The 25932-nt window shown below is 45.2% G+C and carries 24 protein-coding genes and 1 pseudogene; 10 read left to right on the forward strand and 15 right to left on the reverse strand.

The features are described from left to right. Nucleotides 1–664: 664 nt before the first annotated feature. Nucleotides 665–2131 (forward strand): sodium/proline symporter PutP, encoded by a 1467-nt coding sequence (gene putP / locus BMZ78_RS16910; protein WP_093231582.1) that lies wholly within the window; start codon nt 665–667, stop codon nt 2129–2131. A 93-nt stretch (nt 2132–2224) separates the two neighbouring features. Here putP and BMZ78_RS19730 read toward each other — a convergent pair. The 5 genes and pseudogenes from BMZ78_RS19730 to hutU form a co-directional block, all read right to left on the reverse strand. Then, nucleotides 2225–2431, reverse strand: a pseudogene (locus tag BMZ78_RS19730) (hypothetical protein); the annotation flags it as partial. 16 nt (nt 2432–2447) lie between these two features. After that, nucleotides 2448–3773: an amino acid permease gene (locus BMZ78_RS16920; protein WP_093231608.1), complete on the reverse strand. Its 1326-nt coding sequence runs from the start codon at nt 3771–3773 to the stop codon at nt 2448–2450. A gap of 769 nt (nt 3774–4542) precedes the next feature. Next, nucleotides 4543–5544 (reverse strand): agmatinase family protein, encoded by a 1002-nt coding sequence (locus tag BMZ78_RS16930; RefSeq protein WP_093231584.1) that lies wholly within the window; start codon nt 5542–5544, stop codon nt 4543–4545. Continuing rightward, the gene (gene hutI / locus BMZ78_RS16935) at nt 5537–6829 is read right to left on the reverse strand and encodes an imidazolonepropionase (RefSeq protein ID WP_245739895.1); all 1293 of its coding nucleotides are present in this window, start codon (nt 6827–6829) and stop codon (nt 5537–5539) included. The genes BMZ78_RS16930 and hutI overlap by 8 nt, the downstream gene beginning before the upstream one ends. Nucleotides 6830–6903: 74 nt before the next feature. Then, the gene (hutU, locus tag BMZ78_RS16940) at nt 6904–8556 is read right to left on the reverse strand and encodes a urocanate hydratase (RefSeq protein WP_093231586.1); all 1653 of its coding nucleotides are present in this window, start codon (nt 8554–8556) and stop codon (nt 6904–6906) included. A gap of 486 nt (nt 8557–9042) precedes the next feature. Between hutU and BMZ78_RS16945 the strand changes: the two genes are divergently transcribed. Then, nucleotides 9043–9816 carry a Fic family protein gene (locus BMZ78_RS16945; protein ID WP_093231587.1) on the forward strand — a complete coding sequence of 258 codons (774 nt, stop codon included), beginning with the start codon at nt 9043–9045 and terminating at the stop codon, nt 9814–9816. Next, nucleotides 9816–9956, forward strand: coding sequence for a hypothetical protein (locus BMZ78_RS18930; RefSeq protein WP_175482538.1), 141 nt, complete (start codon nt 9816–9818; stop codon nt 9954–9956). Before BMZ78_RS16945 ends, BMZ78_RS18930 begins: the two co-directional genes overlap by 1 nt. Before the next feature lie 599 nt (nt 9957–10555). Here the strand turns inward: BMZ78_RS18930 and BMZ78_RS16950 are convergent. From BMZ78_RS16950 to BMZ78_RS16970, 6 genes are all read right to left on the reverse strand, one after another. Then, complete coding sequence (locus BMZ78_RS16950) at nt 10556–10858, reverse strand: type II toxin-antitoxin system RelE/ParE family toxin (protein ID WP_093231588.1); 303 nt, start codon at nt 10856–10858, stop codon at nt 10556–10558. Beyond that, the gene (locus tag BMZ78_RS16955; RefSeq protein WP_093231589.1) at nt 10851–11123 is read right to left on the reverse strand and encodes a hypothetical protein; all 273 of its coding nucleotides are present in this window, start codon (nt 11121–11123) and stop codon (nt 10851–10853) included. The genes BMZ78_RS16950 and BMZ78_RS16955 overlap by 8 nt, the downstream gene beginning before the upstream one ends. A 68-nt stretch (nt 11124–11191) precedes the next feature. Beyond that, nucleotides 11192–11764: a Uma2 family endonuclease gene (locus BMZ78_RS16960; protein WP_093231590.1), complete on the reverse strand. Its 573-nt coding sequence runs from the start codon at nt 11762–11764 to the stop codon at nt 11192–11194. 34 nt (nt 11765–11798) lie between these two features. Continuing rightward, a complete protein-coding gene (locus BMZ78_RS18935; RefSeq protein ID WP_175482539.1) occupies nt 11799–11936 on the reverse strand; it encodes a hypothetical protein in 138 nt (45 codons plus the stop codon). A 13-nt stretch (nt 11937–11949) separates the two neighbouring features. Next, nucleotides 11950–12351: a type II toxin-antitoxin system HicB family antitoxin gene (locus BMZ78_RS16965; RefSeq protein WP_093231591.1), complete on the reverse strand. Its 402-nt coding sequence runs from the start codon at nt 12349–12351 to the stop codon at nt 11950–11952. A 764-nt stretch (nt 12352–13115) separates the two neighbouring features. Beyond that, nucleotides 13116–14648 (reverse strand): multicopper oxidase family protein, encoded by a 1533-nt coding sequence (locus BMZ78_RS16970; RefSeq protein WP_093231592.1) that lies wholly within the window; start codon nt 14646–14648, stop codon nt 13116–13118. A gap of 313 nt (nt 14649–14961) precedes the next feature. Here BMZ78_RS16970 and BMZ78_RS19660 point away from each other — a divergent pair, with 313 nt between their 5' ends. Then, nucleotides 14962–15054 (forward strand): Fic family protein, encoded by a 93-nt coding sequence (locus tag BMZ78_RS19660; protein ID WP_217645026.1) that lies wholly within the window; start codon nt 14962–14964, stop codon nt 15052–15054. A 764-nt stretch (nt 15055–15818) separates the two neighbouring features. Here BMZ78_RS19660 and BMZ78_RS16980 read toward each other — a convergent pair. The 4 genes from BMZ78_RS16980 to BMZ78_RS16990 form a co-directional block, all read right to left on the reverse strand. Next, the gene (locus BMZ78_RS16980) at nt 15819–16301 is read right to left on the reverse strand and encodes a helix-turn-helix domain-containing protein (protein WP_175482540.1); all 483 of its coding nucleotides are present in this window, start codon (nt 16299–16301) and stop codon (nt 15819–15821) included. Between the two features lie 4 nt (nt 16302–16305). Continuing rightward, the gene (locus BMZ78_RS18940; RefSeq protein WP_425263949.1) at nt 16306–16857 is read right to left on the reverse strand and encodes a DUF6932 family protein; all 552 of its coding nucleotides are present in this window, start codon (nt 16855–16857) and stop codon (nt 16306–16308) included. A 730-nt stretch (nt 16858–17587) separates the two neighbouring features. Next, entirely contained in the window at nt 17588–18334 is a 747-nt protein-coding gene (cas6, locus tag BMZ78_RS16985; RefSeq protein WP_093231594.1) for a CRISPR-associated endoribonuclease Cas6, read from the reverse strand. 22 nt (nt 18335–18356) lie between these two features. Further along, a complete protein-coding gene (locus BMZ78_RS16990; protein ID WP_093231595.1) occupies nt 18357–19169 on the reverse strand; it encodes a putative CRISPR-associated protein in 813 nt (270 codons plus the stop codon). A gap of 119 nt (nt 19170–19288) precedes the next feature. Here BMZ78_RS16990 and BMZ78_RS16995 point away from each other — a divergent pair, with 119 nt between their 5' ends. From BMZ78_RS16995 to BMZ78_RS19665, 6 genes are all read left to right on the forward strand, one after another. Then, nucleotides 19289–20383, forward strand: a complete 1095-nt coding sequence (locus BMZ78_RS16995; protein WP_093231596.1) for a hypothetical protein — start codon at nt 19289–19291, stop codon at nt 20381–20383. 397 nt (nt 20384–20780) lie between these two features. Beyond that, a complete protein-coding gene (gene cmr1, locus BMZ78_RS17000) occupies nt 20781–21899 on the forward strand; it encodes a type III-B CRISPR module RAMP protein Cmr1 (RefSeq protein ID WP_093231597.1) in 1119 nt (372 codons plus the stop codon). Further along, nucleotides 21896–23854, forward strand: a complete 1959-nt coding sequence (cas10, locus tag BMZ78_RS17005) for a type III-B CRISPR-associated protein Cas10/Cmr2 (RefSeq protein ID WP_175482542.1) — start codon at nt 21896–21898, stop codon at nt 23852–23854. The genes cmr1 and cas10 overlap by 4 nt, the downstream gene beginning before the upstream one ends. Beyond that, nucleotides 23851–24993 (forward strand): type III-B CRISPR module-associated Cmr3 family protein, encoded by a 1143-nt coding sequence (locus tag BMZ78_RS17010; protein ID WP_175482543.1) that lies wholly within the window; start codon nt 23851–23853, stop codon nt 24991–24993. Before cas10 ends, BMZ78_RS17010 begins: the two co-directional genes overlap by 4 nt. Next, nucleotides 24993–25643, forward strand: a complete 651-nt coding sequence (gene cmr4, locus BMZ78_RS17015; RefSeq protein ID WP_093231600.1) for a type III-B CRISPR module RAMP protein Cmr4 — start codon at nt 24993–24995, stop codon at nt 25641–25643. Before BMZ78_RS17010 ends, cmr4 begins: the two co-directional genes overlap by 1 nt. Next, nucleotides 25609–25854: a hypothetical protein gene (locus BMZ78_RS19665; RefSeq protein ID WP_425263951.1), complete on the forward strand. Its 246-nt coding sequence runs from the start codon at nt 25609–25611 to the stop codon at nt 25852–25854. The genes cmr4 and BMZ78_RS19665 overlap by 35 nt, the downstream gene beginning before the upstream one ends. Nucleotides 25855–25932 lie beyond the last annotated feature (78 nt).

The following is a 25932-nucleotide window of genomic DNA, read 5'->3' on the forward strand; positions in this document are numbered from 1 at the left end:
ATCCACCGTGTGCCCTTAGTAGCTTAACCTGTTGCTAAAGGTACTCGTCTCGGTGATACCCTTGACTTGACTTCATTTCCTTATCTAATTTTCAAGGTGCGTTTCTCATTTTCACCGCTCATCAGCGGCGACAGGAAATAATATATCATGCTCAAAATCAAAATGCAATATTCTTTTTACAAGAAATTTATTCCAAATCAGTAACGGTTCATACTTCGGGAAAGTTGCTGGAACACGAACCTTCGTCTTTATAGATCATCGTTCTCTCATCGAATGCCCCACACTGTTATCTGATATAAAAATATATGTAATTATAATAGTTTATAGACTAAATAAACTAAATAAGGGTATAAAAAATGGAGGATGTTGACAAACAAAGCGGCTCCTATTCCATTGTTCGACTTTTGCTCGTTATCAGAGCGGAAGCGAAGCGGAAAAGGATCCCCAGCGCTAAAAAGAAGGCTTTGTCACTAAACTGGAATAATAAGTTTGGTTCCTATTTGGCGTGCCTCGATTACCAGCTGATTAAAAATAAAATATTACGTATATTTATAAACAAATTGACGTACTATCTTGTCCCACATACTATTAGTTATAACTGTTTATTTTTATATAATATTTTTCTTTCTAAAAGAAAAAATAAAATGAGGGAGGGAAACTCTGCATGGATTACAAAGTATTCATATCCATTGGCATTTATATTGTTGGTATGCTTATCATCGGGTTTTATGCATACAAAAGAACCTCGGATCTGTCCGACTATATGCTGGGTGGGCGAAACCTGGGTCCTGTTGTTACCGCATTAAGCGCGGGTGCATCGGATATGAGTGGTTGGTTATTGATGGGGCTTCCTGGCGCCATGTATGTAAGCGGCTTAAGCAGTGGATGGATTGTGGTTGGTTTAACATTGGGAGCCTATTTAAACTGGTTATTTGTAGCACCACGTTTAAGAGTCTATACTGAAATCGCTAACGATTCCATTACCATTCCAGACTATTTCGAAAATCGTTTTAAAGATCAATCGCACATTTTACGTGTAGCATCAGCACTCGTCATTCTTGTATTCTTTACCTTGTATACATCATCAGGGATGGTTGCAGGTGGAGAGTTGTTCAAAAGTGCATTTCAGATGGATTACCAGTTAGGTCTCTGGCTTACAGGCGGTGTTGTCATTATCTATACTTTATTTGGCGGTTTTCTCGCCGTCAGCTGGACTGATTTGGTACAAGGAACCTTGATGTTTTTGGCTCTTATTCTTGTTCCTGTCGTGACAATTATGGAAATCGGAGGGATTGGGCCTACATTTAACACCATTCATTCCATTGATCCGACACTCCTGGATGCTTTTAAAGGTACCACCGTCATTGGGATTATTTCTCTTTTAGCATGGGGACTTGGGTACTTTGGACAGCCACACATTATTGTCCGTTTTATGGCGATCACTTCAATCAAGGAAATGAAAAACGCCAGACGCGTGGGTATGGGCTGGATGATCTTCTCCCTCGTTGGGGCCATGTTTACGGGTCTCGTAGGTATTGCCTACTTCCACATCAAACACACCAAATTGGAAAACCCCGAAACCGTCTTTATTTTCTTGTCCAATATCTTATTCCATCCTTTGATTGCCGGCTTCCTGTTGGCCGCGATCCTGGCTGCGATTATGAGTACCATTTCATCCCAGTTACTTGTAACAGCCAGCTCCCTGACCCAAGATTTTTATCGTGTATTTTTCCGCCGATCCGCTTCCGAAAAGGAAATGGTATTGGTAGGACGGCTTTCTCTGTTGGGAGTTGCAATTATCGCGCTATTATTGGCTATTAATCCCAATAATACCATTCTAAACCTCGTCGGATACGCTTGGGCTGGATTTGGTTCGTCATTTGGCCCAGTCGTTTTGCTCAGCCTGTACTGGAAGCGCATGACGAAATGGGGAGCACTTGCTGGCATGATTGTCGGTGCCATTACCGTTATTGTTTGGGAACAATTCAAGGCACTTGAAGCCGTTTATGAAATGATTCCTGGCTTTATCGCAGGTACTCTGGCCATCATCATTGTCAGCTTGCTAACAGCAAAACCCGCTGAAAACATCGAAACAGAATTTGAAGAAGCTGTGAAGAAAACCGCTGGTTAATATTTGATATCTATAAAAGAACTGGATTAGCTATAGCAAAATGAAAAGCACTTGCATTTTTGCTACTTAGATAAAATGCAAGTGCTTTTTACATCAAACATCTTCATTCGCAATCAATTGAATAAGACGGGGCATGCTGGGATCAAATCCTCCCAAATCCCATGAATGAGGATCATCCGGATCCACCAGCGTAACATTATAGGGTGTAAGGGTAACATATATGGCTTTAATATGCGGATTCACTTTTGCCCGATATTCAGCCAATGCTTGGCTTGGATGTCTTCTTCCTGCCCACGATTCGCTATCCGTCCAATTACTAGCTTATATCCAATTCAAACACAGGCTTTCTCCCTTTTAAATAGAAGGCACTATATAGCAGACCAACAACCAGCCAGGCTGTACCTAACAACATCGCGGATCCATGTAAACTGGTAAACAGCCACAAAGTTAACATGACTCCAATAGTGGGACAAAGGAAATAGCGGATGAAATTCATTCCACCCCGCTGTTTTTGCCGCCAATAATAGTGGGCGATCACCGAGAAGTTCACAAACAAAAAACCGATCAGAGCACCAAAGCTGATAAATGAATAGATGACTTCCAGTTCACCCAATACCGCAGTCAAGGATATGAGTCCGATGAGCAAAATATTAAATACAGGCGTCCGCCATTTCGGATGCAAATAAGCAAATGCTTTTGGAAACGATCCGTCTCTTCCCATCGCATATAAAAGACGGGAAGCACTGGCATACGAAGACAAAGATGAAGAGAAGACCGCAACCATGGTTCCTGACAGGAAAAAGGAATACAAAAAAGCGCCGCCCACAAACTTGGCAATCTCTAATGAAGCTGCATCTGCTTTCTTAAAGGCCGTAAAATTCGGATGAACCAAATGTAAAAAATAAGAGGTGCAAGTAAACAGGAGCCCGCCAATCAGTGCGATCAGGAAAATGGCACGAGGGATCGTTTTTTTCGGTTGCAGGGTTTCTTCCGACAAAGTGGTAACTGCATCAAAACCCAAAAAAGAAAAACACAAAATCGATGCACCGGTCAGAATGAGCGAAACATCGATATCCGGGGTATAAAACGGATCCAGTGTTACTAACGTTCCGCTACCAAGACCATTGACCAGCCCTTTGATCATAAAGCCGACAAAAACAACCAATACCAAAGTTTGAAAGGTAACAAACAGGGTGTTCATATTGGCTGTCAACTTAATCCCAAAAATATTGATGGTGGTAATCATGATGGCCAGTAGCAAGACCCAAATCGCACCGGGAATTTGGGGAAAGGCCGCACTCAGGTAAGCACTTCCAATCGCAAAGTTCACCATCGGCAAAAACAGATAATCGAGCAGTACTGCCCATCCAACCAAAAAACCAACTGTGGGATGGATACTTTTTTGCGCATACGTATAGGTGGATCCGGCTACCGGATAAGCTTTGACCATTTGTCCATAACTATATGCCGTAAACAACAACGCCACCAGAATAACCAGGTAGGATAAAGGAACGTGCCCCTTTGTTTCTTGAGCCACCACCCCATATGAATCAAAAACAACCAGAGGGTCCATATAAGCAAGACCGATTAAAACCACAGGGGCTAAGGTAAGTGTTCGTTTAAGTTTAACATTTTTGTCCACATAATGGTTCAACTCAGTACCTCCTTCACCTGACAAGCTATTTCAAAAATCAGCGGAGTTTTTCCAAGCGAGTGACTACAGGCCCTACCCAACGAGAGACGGAAAGCGAAAGATGAAAAACGTAGGCAATTTCCATTAATACGGATGCGTATTTTGCCGCTTCTTTCGCTTCCGGCTCAGAGCGGCACAGAAATCCTTCCTCGCAGGGCATTGTCGGAATGAATCGGAAAAACGGAACGGATACCCAAATCGATTTGTAACTCTGGGGACTTAGGCAATGACTCCTACAAACGAACCATGTTAACAATACAATCATTTGCGGATAAAATCAAATGATTTTTTCAAAAATAACTTGTTTAAAAAATAAAAATGCGGAATCTGTTTATATCCTTGCGAGCGAGAAAACCCCTAGCTTCTTGAGCTATGGGGATGAGAGCGAGCGTCGGACGAGGGAGGGCATTAGCCCTTGTGCCAAGTCCGGTATGTTTTCAGAAAAGTATTTACAAACAAATGTTCCACTGTTAAAATACAGCCAGTTGCTCCTTGACAAGTGGATAGCATATAGGGTTGTGCAAGCCAATCACCTTGCATGTAAAATGCTATGTGTATGGACTGGCTAGACTGAAAAGCGAAAACCAAGCAACAGGTCTAGCCTGTGACGTAGCAACTCAAACTGTTTAACCGTGGGGTCCACGGGGTTAGCTTGGTCAACTTCCTGTCAGTGGACAGGATTACCCAAGAATCCCCTGCGTTTACACATAGGGAGTGGTCAAGCGTTTTTTCTTTTTACCAATCCCGTTAGAAATGAAAGCATTACATGAACGCCTGCTTTTACGGTTGCCTGCTCTACATCGCGATAGGGATCCAGGCAAACCAGATCCATCGCTTTGACTTTTGGACAGGCACCTGCCAATAAAACAGCTTCAAACAATTCATCCGTGCGCATTCCACCCGGTGTTGCAGCAGGAGCCCCGGGACCCACGCTGATATCCAATACATCCATGTCAACCGTGAGGTAGATCGTGTCTACTTTTTGGCTCAGCTGTTGCAAAGCATCCTGTACCACCTGGGCTACGCCTTTTTTGCGTGCTTCCTTTAAGGTGACATAATGGACACCCACTTCATCGGCATACACTTTTAATGATTTGGCATTGAAAAAGCCATGCAATCCAATGTTGTAAACATCTTCCCCACGAATGGTACCGCTTTCAATCAGGTTTCGGATGGGTGTACCATTGCTTGGCCCGTTATCTTCCAAGGAGCGAAGATCAAAATGGGTATCCAGCTGCAAAATGCCGATGCGTTCATCGGGATGGGCTTCTTTCCATCCCTTGACCAACATGGCCGTAATCGAATGATCCCCCCCGATCACCAGTGGCAAGGTATGGGGATGATGGGTGCGCATCGCTACCATCGCTTCCTGAATATGGCGGTGACAGGCTGGTATGTCGGTCACGTGCTGTCTGACATCTCCCAAATCCACCACTTTCAGAGCCGTTAAATCCACATCTTCTTCCATGTTATAGGTGGTAAAATACTTCCACGCCCGGCGGATGGCATCCGGGTTTTCACTGGCGGCTGACGCACTGATCGAGGAGCGGGAGAGCGGTACGCCGAGGATGGCCACATCAAAGTGTGACCAATCCACGGTTTCGCCTTCTTTCACGTCCAAGGTCTGAATCCACTCATGCACTTTGGGTTCTTGCACATCTTTGGGGGCATTCCAGCGAAAAGAAGGAGGATTCAGCAAAGGATACGGATAGTTACGCATCGGCTCCACTCCTTTTCACCTGATTTTCGACAACCACTTTTCCATTTTTGATGACCGTATGGACATGGTTCACACCATAGAAATAAGACAGGCTCATATAATTCGGCACATCAAAGATGACCAGGTCTGCTTTTTTCCCTTGTTCGATGCTACCGATCTCATGCCCGCGGCAAATCGCATGCGCGGCATTGATGGTCACGGCAGCCAATACTTCAGCAGGGGTCATCCCCATCTTCAGGCAACCAAGGTTCATGATCAGCGGCAGCGAAACAGTGGGGGAAGAGCCCGGGTTGCAATCGGTCGATAAAGCGACAGGTACACCAGCATCGATCATTTTGCGGCCGGAAGCCACCTCCGCCATCAGGAAGAAAGCCGTACCGGGCAACAGGACACCAACCACGCCTTTTTCGGTCATTGCCTGAATGCCTTCGTCGGACGCTTTTAACAAATGGTCTGCAGATACACAGTCGACAGCCGCTGCCAATTCGGCTCCACCATAAGGCTCAATCTCATCCGCATGAATTTTGGGTTTCAAGCCGTACTCCAACCCTGCTTCCAAAATGCGCCGGGATTGCTCAGGGGTAAACACTCCCCGCTCACAAAACACATCATTGAATTCAGCCAAACCACGCCGTGCCACTTCAGGAATCATCCCGGTGATCACTTTATCCACATAACGGTCAGGATCTTCCCTATACTCCGCAGGCACGGCATGAGCTCCCATAAACGTGGACACCACATCCACCTCATGCTTTTCATTCAACGCTTGCGCCACTTCCAATTGTTTGATTTCATGCTCCAAGGTGAGTCCGTAACCGCTTTTCGCTTCGACCGTGGTCACCCCATGCAGTAAAAACTGATCCAAGCGCCGTTTGCTTTCCGTAAAAAGTTGCGCATGATCCGCCTGCCGGGTCGCCCGGGTGGTTGCATGAATTCCGCCACCAGCATTCATGATTTCCATATAGGTAGCCCCTTTAAGTCGCATCTCAAACTCGTTTTCCCGGCTACCCGCGTAGACAAGATGGGTATGAGGATCGATCAGTCCCGGTGTGACCAAACGACCTGTAGCATCAATGGTATCCGCTTCTGCCAAGCGATGTAGGTAATGCTTTATGATCTCTTCGTCTTTGCCCACTTTTTGAATGACGCCATTTTCGATCCACACACTGCCATCTTCAATGATTTTCAGATCATTCATCTCTTGACCGCATAGCGGTTTGTCCGAACTTCCGGCTAACGTGACCAACTGTTTGGCATGACGAATCAACAGCGGCTTTTGATTCAATATACGAACCTCCTTTGCTTTACAGAGAATGGACGAACCGGGCGCTCCCTCCATTCTCCCATTCCCTTTTCTGTTTACTCCTTCAGCATGGGAATATGAACTCCTTTTTCTTTCGCCGTTTGGACAGCCTGTTCATATCCCGCATCGGCGTGACGGACAATTCCCATGCCTGGATCCGTCGTAAGTACACGTTCTAACCGTTTTTCGGCTTCTTTCGTACCATCGGCCACGATCACCATCCCCGCATGCAGGGAGTAACCCATGCCGACTCCACCGCCATGATGCACCGAGACCCAGCTTGCTCCACCGACAGCGTTGATCAAGGCATTCAGGATCGGCCAGTCGGCTACCGCATCGCTGCCATCTTTCATGCCTTCCGTCTCCCGGTTGGGTGAAGCGACTGAACCGGAATCCAAGTGATCCCGTCCGATCACGATGGGGGCTTTCAGCTCTCCCGAAGCCACCATATCGTTGATGATTTTGCCAAAGCGGGCCCGTTCACCATAGCCTAACCAGCAGATCCGCGCCGGCAAGCCCTGGAAGGTGATCTTCTCCTGGGCCATGCGAATCCAGCGGCAAAGATGTTCATTGTCGCCAAACTCACGTAAAATGACTTCATCCGTTTTATAAATGTCCTCTGGATCCCCCGACAGTGCCACCCAACGGAATGGCCCTTTTCCTTCACAAAAGAGCGGACGGATATAGGCAGGAACAAAGCCCGGGAAGTCAAAGGCATTCTCTACCCCCTGATCTTTGGCAACCTGGCGGATATTGTTTCCATAGTCAAAGACGACAGCCCCCTGTTTTTGCATTTCCAACATGGCTCGTACATGCACAGCCATGCTTTGTCTGGCCCGCTCTTCGACTTGTTTTGGATCCGTTTTTCTTAGCTCAGCAGCTTCTTCCAGGGTCATCCCTTGCGGGAGATAGCCGTTCAGCGGATCATGGGCGGATGTTTGATCCGTCACAATGTCCGGGATAAAGCCTTTTTCCATCATTTGGGGTAAAATGTCAGCTGCATTGCCTAACAATCCGATGGATAACGGTTTTCCTTCCTCTTTGGCTTTCCGAGCCAAAGCAATCGCTTCATCCAGGCGGTCTACCCTGGTATCCAGATATTGGGTATCCAGGCGGCGCTGAATTCGAACGGGATCCACTTCAATGGCAATGACCACGCCTTCGTTCAGGGTAACGGCTAACGGTTGAGCACCACCCATTCCACCCAGTCCGGCGGTGACGGTAATGGTTCCTTTCAGGCTGCCGCCAAAATGTTGCCGTGCACACTCGGCAAAGGTTTCATACGTTCCCTGTACAATGCCCTGGCTCCCGATATATATCCAGCTACCTGCCGTCATCTGGCCATACATCATCAGTCCTTTTTTCTCCAGCTCATGGAAATGATCCCAATTCGCCCAAGCAGGAACCAGGTTGGAGTTGGCAATGAGCACCCTTGGAGCGTCTGTATGTGTTCGAAAGACAGCGACCGGTTTCCCCGATTGAATCAACAAGGTTTCATCGTTTTCCAGTTGCGTCAGTGTTTTCACAATTGCATCAAATGCTTCCCAGTTGCGTGCTGCTTTTCCAATCCCGCCATAAACGATCAATTCTTCCGGCTTTTCCGCCACTTCCGGATCCAGGTTATTCATCAGCATCCGTAAAGCTGCCTCCTGGATCCATCCTTTGGCATGCAATTTGGTTCCCCGATAGGCCCGAATGGTACGAGACATATCACTCTCTCTCCTTTTTAACTGTGGTTGTTTGGCTCCAACTATTGGATCGGCTTGCTACTCATGCACCGTGTAAGGCTAAAAAGGCCAGTGGTGTTGATTTACGTTAGAAACAGGGTTGGAAGCAGATTTTCGAGTCTCCGAATGAATCGACCCTAATTCAAATATAACGAAAAATCATTCATGGATGTATAGTATAAAAATTAAAAAAATAAAATTTCCCAGCGTTGTTGACAAAGTATCCGTTATATGCCAGTTTTCCTTATCCGCTTCACTCCCGCTCAATAAATACGAGAAAGAAGTCGTTTAACTGGAAAAGGAAAACCGGGTTTATAGAGCGGCCTCATTTCCCTTTGTATTTACCCGATGATCCCCGATGAAAAAGTGGGTTCCCAAGTTTTTTTGCTGTCTTTGAACACTGGGTCCCACATGATATGATAATGGTTGAAGATTCCAATCCTTTAGCTTCGAAGGTAAACAGGGCGTATGCGAAAAATCGATCAATTAAACGAGCTCCGCAAACAATATCCCATCCATCCGATTACCATGCAGAGCTTCAAAGAAACACTTGACATTGAGTGGACCTATCATTCCAATAGCATTGAAGGAAGCACTCTCACCCTTGCGGAAACAGCGATCATTATCGCGGACGGGATTACGATTGGCGGGAAAAGTGTAAGGGAGCATTTAGAGGCCATCAATCACAAGGAAGCGATTCTTTTTCTGGAAGAGCTCGCCAAAGACCATGTACCGATGAGTGAACAGGTCGTAAAGGAAATCCACTCGATCATCCTGCGTGGAATCGATACTAAAAACGCAGGCGTGTATAGACATGTTCCCATTTATATTCGAGGACAACAGCATGTACCTTCTCAGCCGTGGAAAGTTCCCATCGAGATGGAGCAGATAATGTATGACTATTATGAAAAATGGCAAGACCTGCATCCGATTGAACGGGCAGCGTTTTTGCATTGCGAGTTTGTACGTATCCACCCGTTTATCGACGGAAATGGACGTACGGCTCGCCTGATCATGAATCTGGAGCTCATGAAAAGCGGATTAGTTCCACTCATTATTCGTAAGGATCAGCGAAAAGAATACTTCGAGGCTCTTCAACATTACGATGATCAAAAAGACATCAGCCAGTTCCTTACGATGATCGAAGCATTGGAAGAAGAAATGTTGGAACGATACATTGAAGCGGGAAAGGCATGTATTCCACCTGACGATATCGAGGAGGAGAGCGATGGAGGTCGCTAATGCTGATGAGAGAGACAGAATTTCAGGATCATGTGACATCCATGCTCCATCAATCGTTGCGAACTAAAGTGGAAGCGGTAGGTGAAATGGATCATTTACCTGGTTCCCCAATAAAAAACCCATCACCTGTTGAAAATTGAAAAAGGTGATGGGTTTGTTTTTTTAATCTATAGTAGATTCAATACCACAGGGGCTTTAAATTCTCAGAAAGGATCAATTACCCAGTTTTCATTCTATGGTAGATTCAATACCATATCCTGATGATTCCATCAGTGGAATACCCTACACTAGTTTTCATACTATAGTAGATCCAATACACTTATATTCTCGGATTTTTTGGGTGAAAGCAGATTCCCTAGTTTTCATTCTATAGTAGATCCAATACACTAAATTCAACACTCACCAAATCCTTTGTTATTTCTAGTATACACCCACTTCTCCATCCCTTTCAATACTCCATTATTGCAGTGAACCTCCGGTCGTGTTTTCACCATTCTGTCAAAATCACTTGAAACCCCTTGATACATCTAGGTTCAAAGCACCTGTACTCAAAAAGAGGTTCGCTGCATTCCAAGTATTCCAATCTATCTTTATGACAAATCAGACTCCTGAAGAAATGGATCATCCAATGGAATAAGAGTGGGCGATTCATCCGCTTCTCCGGGAACCGAACTTTTTCATTTGATAAAGAAAAATGATTGTAAGCAAAAGAAAAAGAAACCTATCATGGCTTCTTTTCTCAGATTAACTTTGATGTTTTGATAAATCGCTTCAACTCATTATAAAAGTTCTCGCGAGTTCCACACATGATCACAACCACCGCATTGCCTTCCTCGTCCTCGTAGATCCGATAGGCAAGCTCATAATTCGCCCCTTTATATTTGATGCCATAACCATAGACACCTGCAAGATCACCGGTCTTGGCTTCTCCAACATAAGGATTAGCGGATATTGCCTGTATTGCTTCAAGATATAGGCGTTTCAGTGGTTTCTCCTTCAACTTCTTCAAATAACGTTCAGCTGGTGGCAGATACTCAACAATATATTTTCCACACTAATCCTCCAGGTCTGCAAAAGAGTTCAGCTGTTCTATCTTTGTGGCCTCTCTTTAGTGCATTACGAGCCATTTCATCTGCTTCAGCAATCATCTCTTCCACAGCCGGACGGATTTGCGCTTGAACACGTTCAAACTCTTCAATCAACTGCTGTCCTTCATACCCTTGAGAAACCAAGTCCTTTAAAATCTCAGTCGCAAAGCCATGATCAGGACGACCAGCCGAACGAATTACCCACTCCCCATTCTTCACAAACACATCCACTTCATCTTTGATATGGTATTAAAATCGGGCTTTTGCTGCTTCTACAACAATGGCGGTCACTCTCCGAAAATATCTTTTAAAGAGATGGTCAGATCCTCAAAGATCCCTACTTTTATTTCGTCGTTCTGGCTTAATGCGTAGAATTGTCTCCAGTATCGTCTATCAACTAACTGATATACTTCAACAACCTTATAGTCAGGATCAACAATCCAAAATTCCTTTACGCCGTACTGCTCATATAAGTAGAACTTTCTGCCTTTATCCTCATGTATTGTAGAAGGGGAAAGGATCTCTACAATTAAATCAGGCGCGCCTTTACATCCTTTACTATCTATCTTGTTCGGATCACAAATAACGGATACATCAGGAATAACAACCGTTGTAATCTCATTGTCGCTGTCCGATTCATTACAAAGACGTACATCGAAAGGCGCAGGGAACACTTTACAGGTCTTGCCTTTAAGGTACATTCCAAATTCTACTGTCAATGCCGTAACAATTGCTTGGTGTTGTGTAGACGGAGAAGCAAGCGCCACAGGGACGCCGTCAAACAGCTCCCAGCGCTGTCCATCATCCCAGGTTAAAAGATCGGCATAGGTATAACGCTTTTGTGGATCTGGTTTGCTCATGGGTTGGACCTCCTTTATGGTCAATGCCAAGCGCTTATAGTCCGAGATCTTTTTTCAGTTCCTCCAGAGTGACGTATGAGCCATCAGACGTTTCAATCTGCTCACGCTCTTCCGGTGTCAATGGTGAAGTATCTACCAGCAGATCTTTTAGCAATTCCGCCGGTTTGCTCACGGGTGAACCTCCTTCATGGTTTGCGTTTCAGCTCAACGCCCAACATTTTCGCCGCTTCCTCTAAAGGAATATATTCTTTATCCTTTGCCTCCCATTGTTCCAACTCTTCTTCATTAATAGGGTAAGGATCCACATCATCACGATACGGAATCATCCAAACGTCAACATAGATGATCTGATCCGATGGATTCAATAATTGAATGTTCTTCACATCGGACGGCTCCGGTATCTCTTCCCCATTTGCTTCCATCTCAGCCAGGCGGAAGCCCAACAGATCCCGCGCGTCCTTTATTCCCGTCTTTAGATCCGGGGCGGTAGCCATTCCTGGAAGATCCGGAAAGTACATAGAGACGTTATTTTCTGCTTGCTCTACTACGGCAGGGAAAACGTAGCTAGAAGGCAATTCACATTTCATCCTGTTTCCTCCCGTTTCGGTTTAGTCTCTTCTTCTTGTCCACTTCGATTCTATTTAGATCCGTAAATGAGACTTTCCTCTTTTTCCATTATCAGCAAAACAAACGATAGCTTTCACGTATTGATTATCTACTCCTTTTACGGTTATAAGTCTTCCCCGGTGTTTCGGAGGTGGCTGATGGAAGATGCTAACGCTGATGAGGGAAACAGAATTTCTGGATCATGTGACACCCTAGCCACATCAATAATTGCGAACTAGAGTGGAAGCGATAGGTGAATTAGATTATTTACCTGATTTCCTAATGAGAAAACCCATCACCTGTTGAAAATTGAAAAAGGTGATGGGTTTGTTGTTTTGTTTTCATTCTATAGTAGATCCAATACAACTTTGAAGATAAACGAGCAGGGATTTATTTCCGCAAGAGTTTTCATTCTATAGTAGATCCAATACCCTAAATTCAACACTCACCAAATCCCTTGTTATCTCCAGTATACACCCGCTTCCCCACCCCTTTCAACACCTCTTTTTTGCAGTGAACCTTCGGTCGTGTTTTCAATATATTGTCAAAATCGCTTGAAATCCCTTGATACATCTAGGTTCACAGCACTTGTACCCAAAAAGAGGCTCGCTGCATTCCAAGAATTCCAATCTATTTTCATGACAAATGAGATTCCTGAAGAAATGGATCATCCAATCGAATAAGAGTGGGCAATTCATCCTCTTCTCCAGGAACCGGACTTTTTCATTTGATAAAGTACTAACTCTCAAATCACCACAAACGGTCTCATCATTTCATAATCCTCATGCTCAAGTATATGACAATGCCACACATACAAACCTTTATAAGGACCAAATTTCATGATCATTCGGGTTACCTGGTTAGGATTAGCTCTTACTGTATCCTTCCATCCTCTTTCTTGTGGTTCAGGAGGGATCGACGGGCCAGTGTAATGGATGACTCTTTCCTTTTTAAAGCGTTCCACATCGAAAGGTCTCCGATCAAGGATTTGGAAATCAACTAAGTGAATATGAATAGGATGAGAATCGTTCGTTAGGTTGATGAGATACCATATTTCGGTTGACCCCAATTTTGGAGCTTCTGTTATGGGATCATCCCACCTTTTATTATCCAATAACATGAATTCACGGCCGTACTGATCGGTAATATCATCTAATGTTAAATATCTGATCTTTGAAGCTGATCGTTCTCTCAGTTTGGGAAGAGGCCCCAGATAAGACGGTATAACGCTCGTATCAATACTTGAAAGAGGAAGAGTTACTCTAAACTGCATCACTGTACCTACCGTATCCGGATCTGGCGGATCGCCGCCGGGAAAAGGAGCAGGGGCATCATTGGTCATGATGATATTCTTTCCCTCCAGATTGGTAAAATCAATGATGACATCTGCTCTTTCTGCAGGAGCCAGCATGATTTCCTGGACCCCGATCGGGTATTCCATCAATCCTCCATCTGTTCCAATTTGATAAAGAAGTTGTCCTGAATCAAGCTTAAGCCTGTAAAAACGGGTGTTAGATGCATTTAGCAGTCTGAATCGATATTTACGTGGTTCCACTTCTAAATAGGGCCATACTTTGCCATTTACCAGAATAGTATCCCCTATAAATTCAGGAACGACCGATGTTTCCAATTCCGGGACTGGTTTTTCCGGCTGCTTCGGGTAATAAAGAGAACCATCTTTATTAAAAGATTTGTCTTGTATAATAAGAGGGATTTCATATTTACCACATGGTAAATTTAATGAACGTTCATGCTGATCTCTTATAATGTAAAATCCTGCCAATCCCGCATATACATTGAGTCTTGTGATCCCAAGCGCATGGTCGTGGTACCAGAGAGTGCAGGCTCGCATGTAATTATCATATCGATATACTTTCTTTGTATAATATGGACCGACTTGTTTGAATCCTTTTGTAAACCAGGCCTCCGGATAGCCATCGCTTTCAGGTTCAACGCTAGCCCCGTGTACATGTACCACCGTTCTTACTTCCGGTACATCTAAATGGGCACCATGTACCGTATAGTCTATCGGCAAAAGATGCTTCTCGGGAAGATTGTTGATCCATTTAACAAACACTTTTTCTCCGCTTTCCACCTCAATGGTTGGCCCAGGATAGCTGCCTTCATACCCCCAGACTGTTGTATCATTTAACTCACTATGGAGAGATTGCTTAAATTCCGTCATTTTCACTTCGTAATAAGTATGACTTTGATCTTTCCGGCAAGGTTTTAAAACAGGGAGAATGGGAAGTTTATCTGCAAATTTAGAGAGAACCATGATTCCACCCCTTTATAATCTTCTCATTCACCATTATTTATTTCGAAAAAGATATAAATATAACAACAATAGCAACATTAATTCAATAAAACCCCCGGAAATCTCACTGAAAACGCCTTTTGTTCTGACCCAGTCCTTTTATTAGAACCAAGGCACGTCTGGTCAATCAGCCATTGATCCGAAGCAAAAGAAACCAGAATGATAGTAGCATGAAAATAGAACGCTCATTTCTCATCACATCGAGATGGAGCAGATTATGACTGACTATTATGAAAAATAGAAAAACCTGCATCCAATTGAACGAGCTGCGTTTTTGCATTGCGAGTTCGTACGTATCCACCCGTTTATCGACGGAAATGGACGCACGGCTCGCCTGATCATGAATCTTGGAGCTCATGAAAAGTGAATGGATTCCATTTATTATTCGTAAGGATCAGCGAAAAGAATATTTCAAGACTCTCGACGATCACAATAATCAAAGCATTGGAAGAAGAAATGTTAGAACGATACATTGAAGCGGAAAAAGCATGTGTTCCACCTGATGGAATCGAAGAGAGGACCGATGGAGGTCGGTAATGACAATGAGGGGGCCATCATTCCTAGATCATTCAACCCCAATGCCTCATCAATCGTTGGGAATTAAAGCGGAAGCGGTAGGTGACGTGGATTGCTTACCTGATTTCCTAATGAAAAAACCCATCACCTGTTGAAAATTGAAAAAGGTGATGGGTTTGTTGTTTTGTTTTTAATCTATAGTAGATTCAATACGTAATAAGTTATCCCAGAAGGAGGTGATTTTATATGCCAAGAGTTTTCATTCTAAAGTAGATCCAATACCCTAAATTCAACACACACCAAATCCCTTGTTATCTCTAGTATACACTCACTTCCCCATCCCTTTCAACACTCCATTTTTGCAGCGAACCTCCGGTCGTGTTTTCACTATTCTGTCGAAATTACTCGAAACTCCTTGATACATCTGGTTTCACAGCAACTGTACTCAAAAAGAGGTTCGCTGCATCCCAAGTATTCCAATCTATTTTTATGACAAATGAGAGTCCTGAAGAAATGGATCATCCAATGGAAAAAGTGTAGTCGATTCATCCCTATCTTCGGGAACCGGACTTTTTCATTTGATAAAGAAAAAACCCTCAAATAAAGAGAATTAACTTATTTTCTTCTATTTGCTTGCAGCCATCTCTTGTTCAGATTGCAAGTAGGAGTATTTATTTTCTGAATGATCGTAAGTTTCTCAACATGCAAGGCCTGCAAAATCCGATTCAGTTTCCTCATACTGATGTTTTGATATTCATTTTTTTCATCTTTACAAACCTGTGCAGGACTCACACCTAATCGTTCAGCAAGTTCAGTTTGGCTGAGACCTTTCCAGATTCGAAGTTTGATGAGATGGGAACCCAGTTCATCAATCGTAACTTTCTCTTTGTCGAAATTGCCCGAAACTACATCTTCATATTCCCTCACATCACGGCGGAGACCACTTAGAACACAATCTAACTGACAAAAAGCAATTCCGATCATCTCAGGGGTATATCCTTCCTCCTGCATTTTCCTTAACTCTTCCGCTCGATACTGCTCGTTCTCTTCCAACTCTTTCTTTGCCTTTACATACTGCTGTTCTGAATGAATTCTCACAAAATCACCCCTTAATGAGCTGAATAACCCCTTTAGGAATACCATCTTTATCTTTCCGAAACATCTGATCAAACTTCTTACCGTCCTTTGTCGCATAAACACCGAAGCAATTCGGATAAATCTCGCATTGGTACTTGAACCACATCTCTGGCTTTGCTTCAAAATCACTGTTTGGCCGCCTTTCCCACCAGTTCCATAGCCCATCCTCAGATAGAGAATTCAGTTCATGAGCTAAGACAATTAATTCACGCAATACCTCAGCTCTGGTTTTACCTTCATCTGGGAAATCAAAATAGGCATCGATATCGCCAGGTGTTTCTTTGTCTGTGCAGAAGGAACCGTCAATATAAACACATTCAATCCCCATCTTCCATAAGGGCTGAACCAAATACTCTAGATTGTTGACTAGATGCCGTCTATGTCCTTCGTTCCATTGGAAAGTTGATTCATCACCAAGTACCAGAATGGATTCTTTCAATTTAGATATAGTCATGGTGTGATCACCTTCCGGGAGATAGCCATATTCACTGAAACGTAACATGTTCCTCACTCTCATTTTATCCCATTTTGTTCACCTTATAACTTCTAGGTTAAAAGATGGGTTCCTGCAAAAAAATATATCGATGAGACATTGGTATTTCATATAAACCAAACTTGCACTCAACTCATGTATTGTGAGATGGACATATTACCTTTCAATTAAACCAAGTAGGAATCGGGTAGGACAAGTATCTTTCGCTCTATCTCCAAAGTAGCTCATTCACTCGACTATCCAAAAACAAACCCATCACCTGTTCAAAATTGAAAAAAGGTGATGGGTTTGTTTTGTTTTTATTCTATAGTAGATCCAATACTCTGACAATGTTCTTTGTTTGGTATGATTCTATCTGAAGGTTTTCATTCTATAGTAGATTCAATACCCTAAATTCACCACACACCAAATCCCTTGTTATTTCTAGTATACACCCACTTAACCATCCCTTTCAACACTCTTTTTTTGTAGCAAACCTCCGGTCGTGTTCTCACCATTTTGCCAAAATGACTTGAAATCCCTTGATATATCTAGGTTTCAAGCATCTATGTTCAAAATGAGGTTCGCTGCACTCCAAGTATTCCAATCTATTTTTATGACAAATCAGACTCCTGAAGAAATGGATCATCCAATCGAAATAAATGTGGGCGACTCATCCCCATTTAAAGCTTTTCCATATTGAGCCTAAATGAATGAGATACTACAACATCAAACTGGCTCACTCAATCTATTTCATCCAGTAAAATCCCCCTTCCTACCTCCTAACCTCAACCATCCCAAATCCCTGGCTTCCATAGCTGCCGAGTCCGGCTTCGTAGATCACCTGCTGCATCTTGACGGGGGCTTCAATGGCCAGTTTCAACTGATAGGCCTTGATGTTTTTGCCATGGTACTGGATTAAAACAGCCGCCCGCTCGAGCTGGAAGGAACCGGGATCGACCAATTGTATATGGATTTCTTCATGATCAGGAAAAGGCTCTTTCCATTTGATTTCGTACCAATTGTATAGCGAGTAGCGCAGATTATCGTAGAAGCGGCTTTCCAGCGGATGGCAGAAATGCAGCTCATCATCGATTCGAACCGGAACCGTGATGGGACTGATCGTCTCATAGGTCATCCTGGGTGCAAATGAAATCGCTTCTTTGACCCGCAGATCCACCAGGGGGAAACGCTCCCCCAGGAGGTGGAGACAGCCGAGTTGATTGACTCCTTCATAGATCGAACGAACGACCTCCACCTGGATCGAATCGACCTGAATCCTGCATTTCCCCTGTACTTCCATATGCGTCGGAAAGTGGGTACGCAAATCAAACCAGGGGCGTGAAAAAAGAAACGGTTTATACGCTTTTCCCCGAAAGGCAATCCCTTCAGAATGCAACCAACCGCTTAAATGGGGATTCACTTCCCGAATCGCACGGTAAAAATAACTGGTCAGATAGTAATTGAGACTGTAAGGCAGCGATGCCGGTTTCGGAATCGCAAACGTCATTTGAATCCGCATCCGTTATTTCCTTCCTCTCTGACTAGCTTTCCCTTTCCAGTATCAGTCTGGCCAGGGAGGATAACTTGACCCGATTGCCCTCCCACACAAAGACTTTTCGATACCGTTCCACCAGCTCCTGGTGTGTCAAATTGGCAATGAAACACAAATCATCTTCAAAGGCCCCTTCTCGGGTCAAACGAGCGATGGTATTCGGGTGAAAATCCTGCCGCAACCTTTCCAGGACCGAATAGTCAAAGTCAAGCGGAAGGGCTGGCAGCTCAATCAAATCATGCCCATATTCTTCATAAACATACTTGACGGGAATGCCTTCAATCAGTCCCAACAGCGTTAAATAAGGAACAACCGCTTTATACCCGCCCGTGATATTTAACACGATCGGATGCCCGGGTTTCCGATACTGTTCACAGATCCGACGAACAGCCAAAACCAGGGAGCGAATCCCTTCCTCCTGAAATTTTTTGGCATCCGCCACCTGCAATCCTTTCAACACCTGGACATGGGTTTTCGCTCCCCATTTTTGCTGGCAAATCTCGCTCAGGACTTCGCCACACAATTTTGCCGCCAGGCTATCGGTCGCCAGGAAATATAAATGATCTCCCTTTGCTACCTGCATCCGGGCAAGACTATTGGTCTCCGCGCTAAACAGGGTAGGATCAAACGGATCATGATGGGCTTTTTGCACAAGGATTTTAAAGAGCTCCTGATATCCTTCTGCTTCCAGTGTATCCTTTACAGGCAAACGGGTGAACTCTTGAAACTTTCGCTTTATCGATGTATCTTCACCCAGATTGCGTTGCATCGAAATTCCTACTGTTGAAATAATAACTTGCATACATAACTCCCTTCATATCATCTATAAATGGATGCAAAAAAATTATATAATATTTTCATAAAGCAGGAAATACTCAATTGACAAATGATTTCAAATCACTTGGCATAGGAGTGAAAGCAATGAACGACTCTCCGAAACATGGCCAAAAAAAACAAAAAAAAAAGAAACACGATGCCTTGAAATGGATTGGTCTCATCTGTTTTGGTCTCTTTTTATTTGTCACCGGTGCTTTTGTTTCCCCGATCATCAACAAGCTCTTTAACACCACTCTGGTGTTCACAACCAATCCAACCAACCAGCAGGATAAACCGTCTATCCCCGAACAAGTCGAAAAAACCTGGCAAGAGGCGGATGTACTTGCCAACCAGTACGCCTATATGAGCTATCTGTTAAATGTGCTGGCAGTTGTCTGTACCATTGGAGGGCTCGCTTTGGCTTACTTCACATATCGGCAAGAGAAGAAAATTCCAGACATGATTACAGATAAAGTCACTGACGAAACACGAAAGATGCAAGAGCAATTGACAGCAGAACTGAAAGAGCTGGATCAAGCCATCGAGCAACGTTTAAAAGCGTTTGCCATTTTATCGGAACGATTTATCCTGCACCAACATGCACGTCAGATCCCTTCGTCGCATGAGTTTGAATTGATTAAAAAAGTGGAAAACATTTATCCTGAATTATGGGGGCTTTATTTTTTTAAAGCAGTCTTTTTGTGGTATGACTCCGAGCAAGTCGACATCGATGAAGCTGGTTGGAGAGAGAAGCGATATCACAAAAATCTGGAAGCGATTCGGCTCATGCAAGAGCACCTCAAACAAAATCCTGACCATGACCGTGCTTATCTCTTCCTGATCAGCTGGAATCTGCAACTGATCCGATACGATATCAGCCATTATACGGAAGCGATTTATTACCTGAAAAAGTTGTTACAAATCCATCCTACCTATTGCCATGATTATCAGCTACTCGGGATGAAAGAATGGTACCAGGCTTCATCTGATCGCTATCAGGAGCGAAATGGCCTCTTGTTTGCGGCCGAGTATCAAATTTATCGTTCCCGCCACCAAAACAGGGACTATTTTACAGAAAAAGACTCCACTGATCTGGAACGAAGGCTGGCAGATATCCGTTACAGGTTGAAAATTGACCCTGATCAGTTCCCGCCTGCTTTGGATCAGCGCCAAACTTACAAGCATAAAACACTCCTCTGAGCTTGCTCACAAACCGATGAAATCATCCATTGCATGGCGAGTTATATCCTGTGAATCAGAAAAGGTGACTTAAAGAAACTGGCTCTAGAGGGGAAAGAAAAGCATGTTGACAAACAAAGCGCACTTTTTCCAGTTGAGCGACTTTTCCTCTTCATAATTGAAAGGAAGCGAAACGGAAACGAAGCCCGGCGCTAAAAGAAGATTTTTTCAAATCTCGAGGTTGTTGACAAACCCGGTTTTCCTTTTCCAGTTGAACGACTTCTTGCTTGTTTTTAAGCAACGGGAGTGAAACGGAAAAGGAAAACCGGTATATAACGGATACTTTGTCAATAAGCTGAAGATTTTTTCAGATCTCTTTGATCCTCTTGCCCAATCATCAATGTAAAGGAGAGACACGATGTCTGAACAATCCATTCCCGAAAAAGTACCTGTTTTACATACCCGCTTTCGGATTGTCACACCCATGTTTATAAACGGCATCTACCCGCAAAAAGCGGAGCTTCGTCTCCCATCGGTGAAAGGATGTCTGCGCTTCTGGTTTCGAGCCATTCATCCGGGCTACTTTCTCCAGACAGACAAAAGAAAAAAAGCGCCTACCCTGGAAGAAGCGATTTTTGGCAGCGCCCAGCATGGACAATCCCGTTTCTTGATGCATCTGTCGAAGCACTCGCTTCGCCATGTTCCCTATACAGTGACCAACCACAAGCGTTCCTTTTTTGTCGTAAGAGGTGTGCCCAAACATTACTTTCCGCCCGGCCAATCCTTTTCTCTCTCATTTGCTTTTCGCCCCACAGAGGTTTCATGGATGAAGCAGGTATACCAAGCGGTGCTCGCCAGTACATGGCTGTTGGGGAATATCGGTGGACTGGGAACCCGAACACGCCGAGGCTATGGCGCCCTCCTTCTCGAAGATTGGCAGCCTTATGATGCAGAAGGGTATCCTCCCATTTCTGAATGGCTCTCTTCCCTTCCCCAACTCCATCAAGTTTCCACCATTGACGAATGGATTCAGCAAATTCGCCAAGGCTTGCAAACGATTCGTTCCTGGTTTCTAGCGCCTGAACGCCCTGTTCAGCACGTTTCACAGCGTTTTCCTAACACTCGTCTCAGCCAGCGAGCCCGTCTCTACTATCGGCCACAAGAGTTTGATTCGGAAGAAGCAGCCCGCCAGGAAGGGGAAAGAGTCCTCCATGCTTTTGCGAACGAGGCGTCGGAACGGTTCCATCGGCTGGTATTGGGCCTTCCCATGTATTTGCAAGGGACCCAATATCATGCCGCTCCGCCTGAAGAATTCAAGTCCAAGCATGCCAAGCATGCTAAGCATGTCAAGCGCATGGCGTCTCCCATTTGGCTAAGGATCATACCGATCCAGCAAACATACACACCGATTTTCCTGTTGCCTCAAACATCACTGCCAGCAGTGAAGGGGTTGCCCGATCACTCTTTGCAGCAAAGTTACCAACTTTTGCAAGAACATTTGAAAGAGTTGGGTTATGAGGAGGTGTGGCTATCGTGAGTGAACGCATCCTGCATTTTACCATCGGTCCTGTACAAAGCTTCATCGCCCAATCCCGACGGACACGCGATTTGCTGGCAAGTTCCTTTCTCCTCTCTTATTTGTCAGGGGTAGCCATGCATCGGGTGATACAAGCCGGAGGTACCCTTCTCTTCCCATCGTTCGAGATCCATCAGAACGGGATTCAGGATGACTTGCTGGCAGCGATCCAACAGGCGGAAAAACAGGCATTTTCTGACTGGACTGGTCCCTGGATTGGCACCTTGCCCAATCGATTCAAGGCCCGTATTCCTTATGATTTTCATCCCAGTGCTTGCGTGGAGGCCGTGCAAAACGCTTGGCAACGGATCGCCAAAGCCGTCCAAACCCATATCACCCGCGAGCTCAAACAGGCCGAGATCGGCGATACCCTCTGGAATCGGGCAGAAACCCAGATGATTTGGGAACGGCAGATAAGCCATCTGTGGGAGATCACTTGGGCAATCGGTGAAGAGCATGATCTCCTTGATCGGCGTAAAAATTGGCGCACCCATCTGATGCCGATGGAGATCGGTGAAAAGTGCTCCATCATTAGCCATTACCAAGAGCTTTCCGGATCTCCTGGCAAATCCGAAGAACAGCAAGCCTTTTGGCGTGCCATTCATGAGTGCATGAGTGAAATCGATCCGGATGAAAAGCTGTCAGCCATCGCCATGATCAAACGCCTCTTCCCACATGTGACCAAACAAGCGATCGGATGGCGCATTCCACCAGCAGCGATTCACATCCCATCCACCTTATATCTGGCTGCTTTGCCCTGGCGGGAGAAAGCCTGGCAACAGTGCCCGGAACTGGTCCAGGCCTATGGAAAAAAAGCAGGACAATACGGACTTGAACAACAGGATGTGAAAGTGCACTTTCCCCAACTTTTTGATTCCCTGACAGAAGACAGTATTCTTTTTTTCAAATTGCCTGGAGAGTTCACCCTCTCCCATACGGTAGAAAACACTATTTCCAAACATCCTCGATTAAGCGATCGCCAAAAAAAAGAACTGTGCCACCTCTATCAGCAAATGATCGAAAAGGTGGGAGAGCCAGAACCTTACTACGCTCTCCTGATTTTGGACGGGGATCAGTTGGGAGCGCTCTTGCGCCAGATAGATGCAGGCAAAATCAGTCGGGCGATTACGCACTTTTCCAGGCAAATGAACGAAGCGGTTCGGAAATTCAAAGGGGTTCCCATATATGCAGGCGGAGACGACGTGATGGCCATGTTTCCGATGACCACCGCACTCGATGCCGCACGCCATCTACGAGAGCGCTATATCACTTCCTTCGCAGAGATTCGCCGTGAAGGAGTCCCTGCCACTTGCTCAGTAGCGATCGTCTATGCGCACTGCTCGACCCATCTGCAAGAGGTACTCCAATATGGGCGGGAGCTACTTGAACAGCATGCCAAAGAACAGAGCGGAAGGGATAGCCTGGCGATGGGGATCTGGAAACGGACGGGTTCTGAAGTTATTTGGACAGCTCCCTGGGAAGGGGCGAATGGGCAACCTTCCGCTGTCGACGTGCTTACTCAATTGATTCAAGGCGACACAAAACCAGAAGGTACCGAAGAACTTGCCATAACAGAAATCCTTACCAACACGTACCTGAAAAAAATCCAAACCCATTTTGCCCACCTTCCACACTTCCCTTACTCATCGCTTGACCAGGGGACTGATACACCTCTTAACCATAAAAAGCTGTTGGAAACCTTAATCACCAGCGATTTATACCGACTGTTCCAAAAGCAAATCGATCAGAATCCAGCCAAGAAACGGAATATTCAACAAGCGGTTCGTGCCTTGCTTCAGGTCAGCTTTCGTTCGTGGCGGGAAGATGGTGCCATTCATTTGGCTGAAGGGGAGTTTCAAAGCAGTGCGGCACAATTCATCCATTTCTTAAGGCAAAAAGGGGAGAACGATTCGTGAAAACGATCTGGTACCTACGTCCATTGGATACCTTGCTGTTTCGAGACGGAACATCGTTTGAAGCAGGGGAGCAAAAAACGGCTAAACCCCAAACTTATTTTCCACCCTTTATGTCCACCTTGCAAGGAGCGATACGCATTGCCCTCGCCAGTACGCAAGGATGGCACGAAAATGCCCCGGACACCTGGCCAGAGGAAATCGGGGATTATATCAGCCTGGGCCAACTGCAACTCAAAGGCCCATATCTCCTTTACCAGGGTGAGCCGCTCTTTCCAGCTCCACTCCGCCTGTTTGGAGCCGAGCAAGGGGAAGGGAAGTGGGAACTCCACCGTCTGGTCCCCGGTCCACCAGTGGAATGCGATCTGGGTGAAGCAATCTGTCTCCCGCGTATACGGTATTCATCCGAAGAAGCCAACCCGAAAGGAGACATTTTACAGGTTTGGCTGACCGCCCAGGGTTACCGATCCCTTCTCCAGGACGAACTCCCTGATTCCGAGGACATCCAGGTTTCTTCTTCCCTTTGGAGTATGGAGCAAAAATACGGAATCAAGCGCGATCTGGAAACCCAGGTCGTCGAAGACAAGCATTTATACCGCATTGAATATATTCGTCCTCATCCCGAGCTGCAAATTGCTGTGGAAGTGGATGGCATTCCCGATCATTGGGAACTGCCAGCAACCCTGGGCATTCCATTGGGAGGAGAAGGGAAATATGTCGAAGCGACGATTGAAACGACAGCTTCCTCGGTCACGGATGTGCTTCAGCTTTCCCATGATTTCTTTAGCCAGGTAACAGATGGCATCATCCGGTTTACCGTGTCTTTGCTCACACCGGGATACTATGCTGATCTCTCCCAGGTCATGCGCCAGGGACCCGCAGGCATTCCAGGACGCTTAGTATCTGCTTTGCTCGGGAAATTGCAAACCATGGCTGCCTGGGAAAGCACCCATCCACAAACGGCCCAAAAAATCTGGCGACAGTATCCCGTTCTTCCTGCTGGAAGTACATGGTTTTATGAAGCTTCCGCTGATCAAATCGGGCCAATCATTCAACTCCATCTCACCTGTACAGGTGAAAAAGCCACTTATGGCATGGGGCAAATCGCCATCGGAATATGGAACGATAAGGAGGAAACTTGATGAAGCAAGCCCTGGTCGGCTTACTGGCTGAAACATCCATTCATGTCGGAGCGGGACAACAATCCGGTTTTGTCGATCTGCCGGTTATACGTGAACAGACTACGATGGTTCCCTACATCCCTGCTTCCAGCCTGAAAGGAGCCTTGCGTGAAAAATTAAACCAAGATTTGCAAGATAAAAACGAAGAGGAAGAGAAAATCAATGCGCAGTTAGACCTCTACTTTGGAAACAAAAACCAGGCAGGCAGTATCGGGATCACGGATGGACGGCTATTGTTGCTACCCTTCCGTTCCCTGAACCAACCTTATTACTTGGTGACTTGTCCATTTCTCCTCCAACGTTTTTCACGCGATTTACAGTTTGCGGGTGGTACGAAGCTGAAATGGGTGGAACAGCTCAAAGAAATGGCCCGCCCCATCATGGCAAAAAAAGAACCCTTCATTTATCTGGAAGAGTTCTACTATGAACCCCAGGCCAACCCACAGCTGATCCAACAACTGATCCAGGCCATTTCGCCACTGATCGCCCATGAAGAAATACAGAGCCAACTCACCCAGCAGTTGGTCATCTTGCCGGACAGGGAGTTTCGGCTATTTCGCAGAATTTTCTCTGCCCATCCAAACCCGGAACTTTCTCGACCGAAAGAATAAACAAAGTGCAAACCTATGGACAGAAGAATCCCTTCCCCCAGACACCTTGCTCTATGCCCTTTTGATCCAGCGCCCTGGAAAAAACACGGATGATCTGTCCCAACTGCTCAAACATCTTCAGCATGATCCGTATATCCAAATCGGGGGCAACGAAACGGTCGGACAAGGCTGGATGATCACTTCCATCCATACCAGGTGGGAAAGCATATGATGGAGCATCATCACAGTGACCCCCGAGCGACTCACTCTCTTCAAACGGTACTCAAACGAAGGAAGTTAGTCGACCAAC

Source organism: Thermoflavimicrobium dichotomicum, from assembly GCF_900114055.1.
GTDB lineage: Bacteria > Bacillota > Bacilli > Thermoactinomycetales > Thermoactinomycetaceae > Thermoflavimicrobium > Thermoflavimicrobium dichotomicum.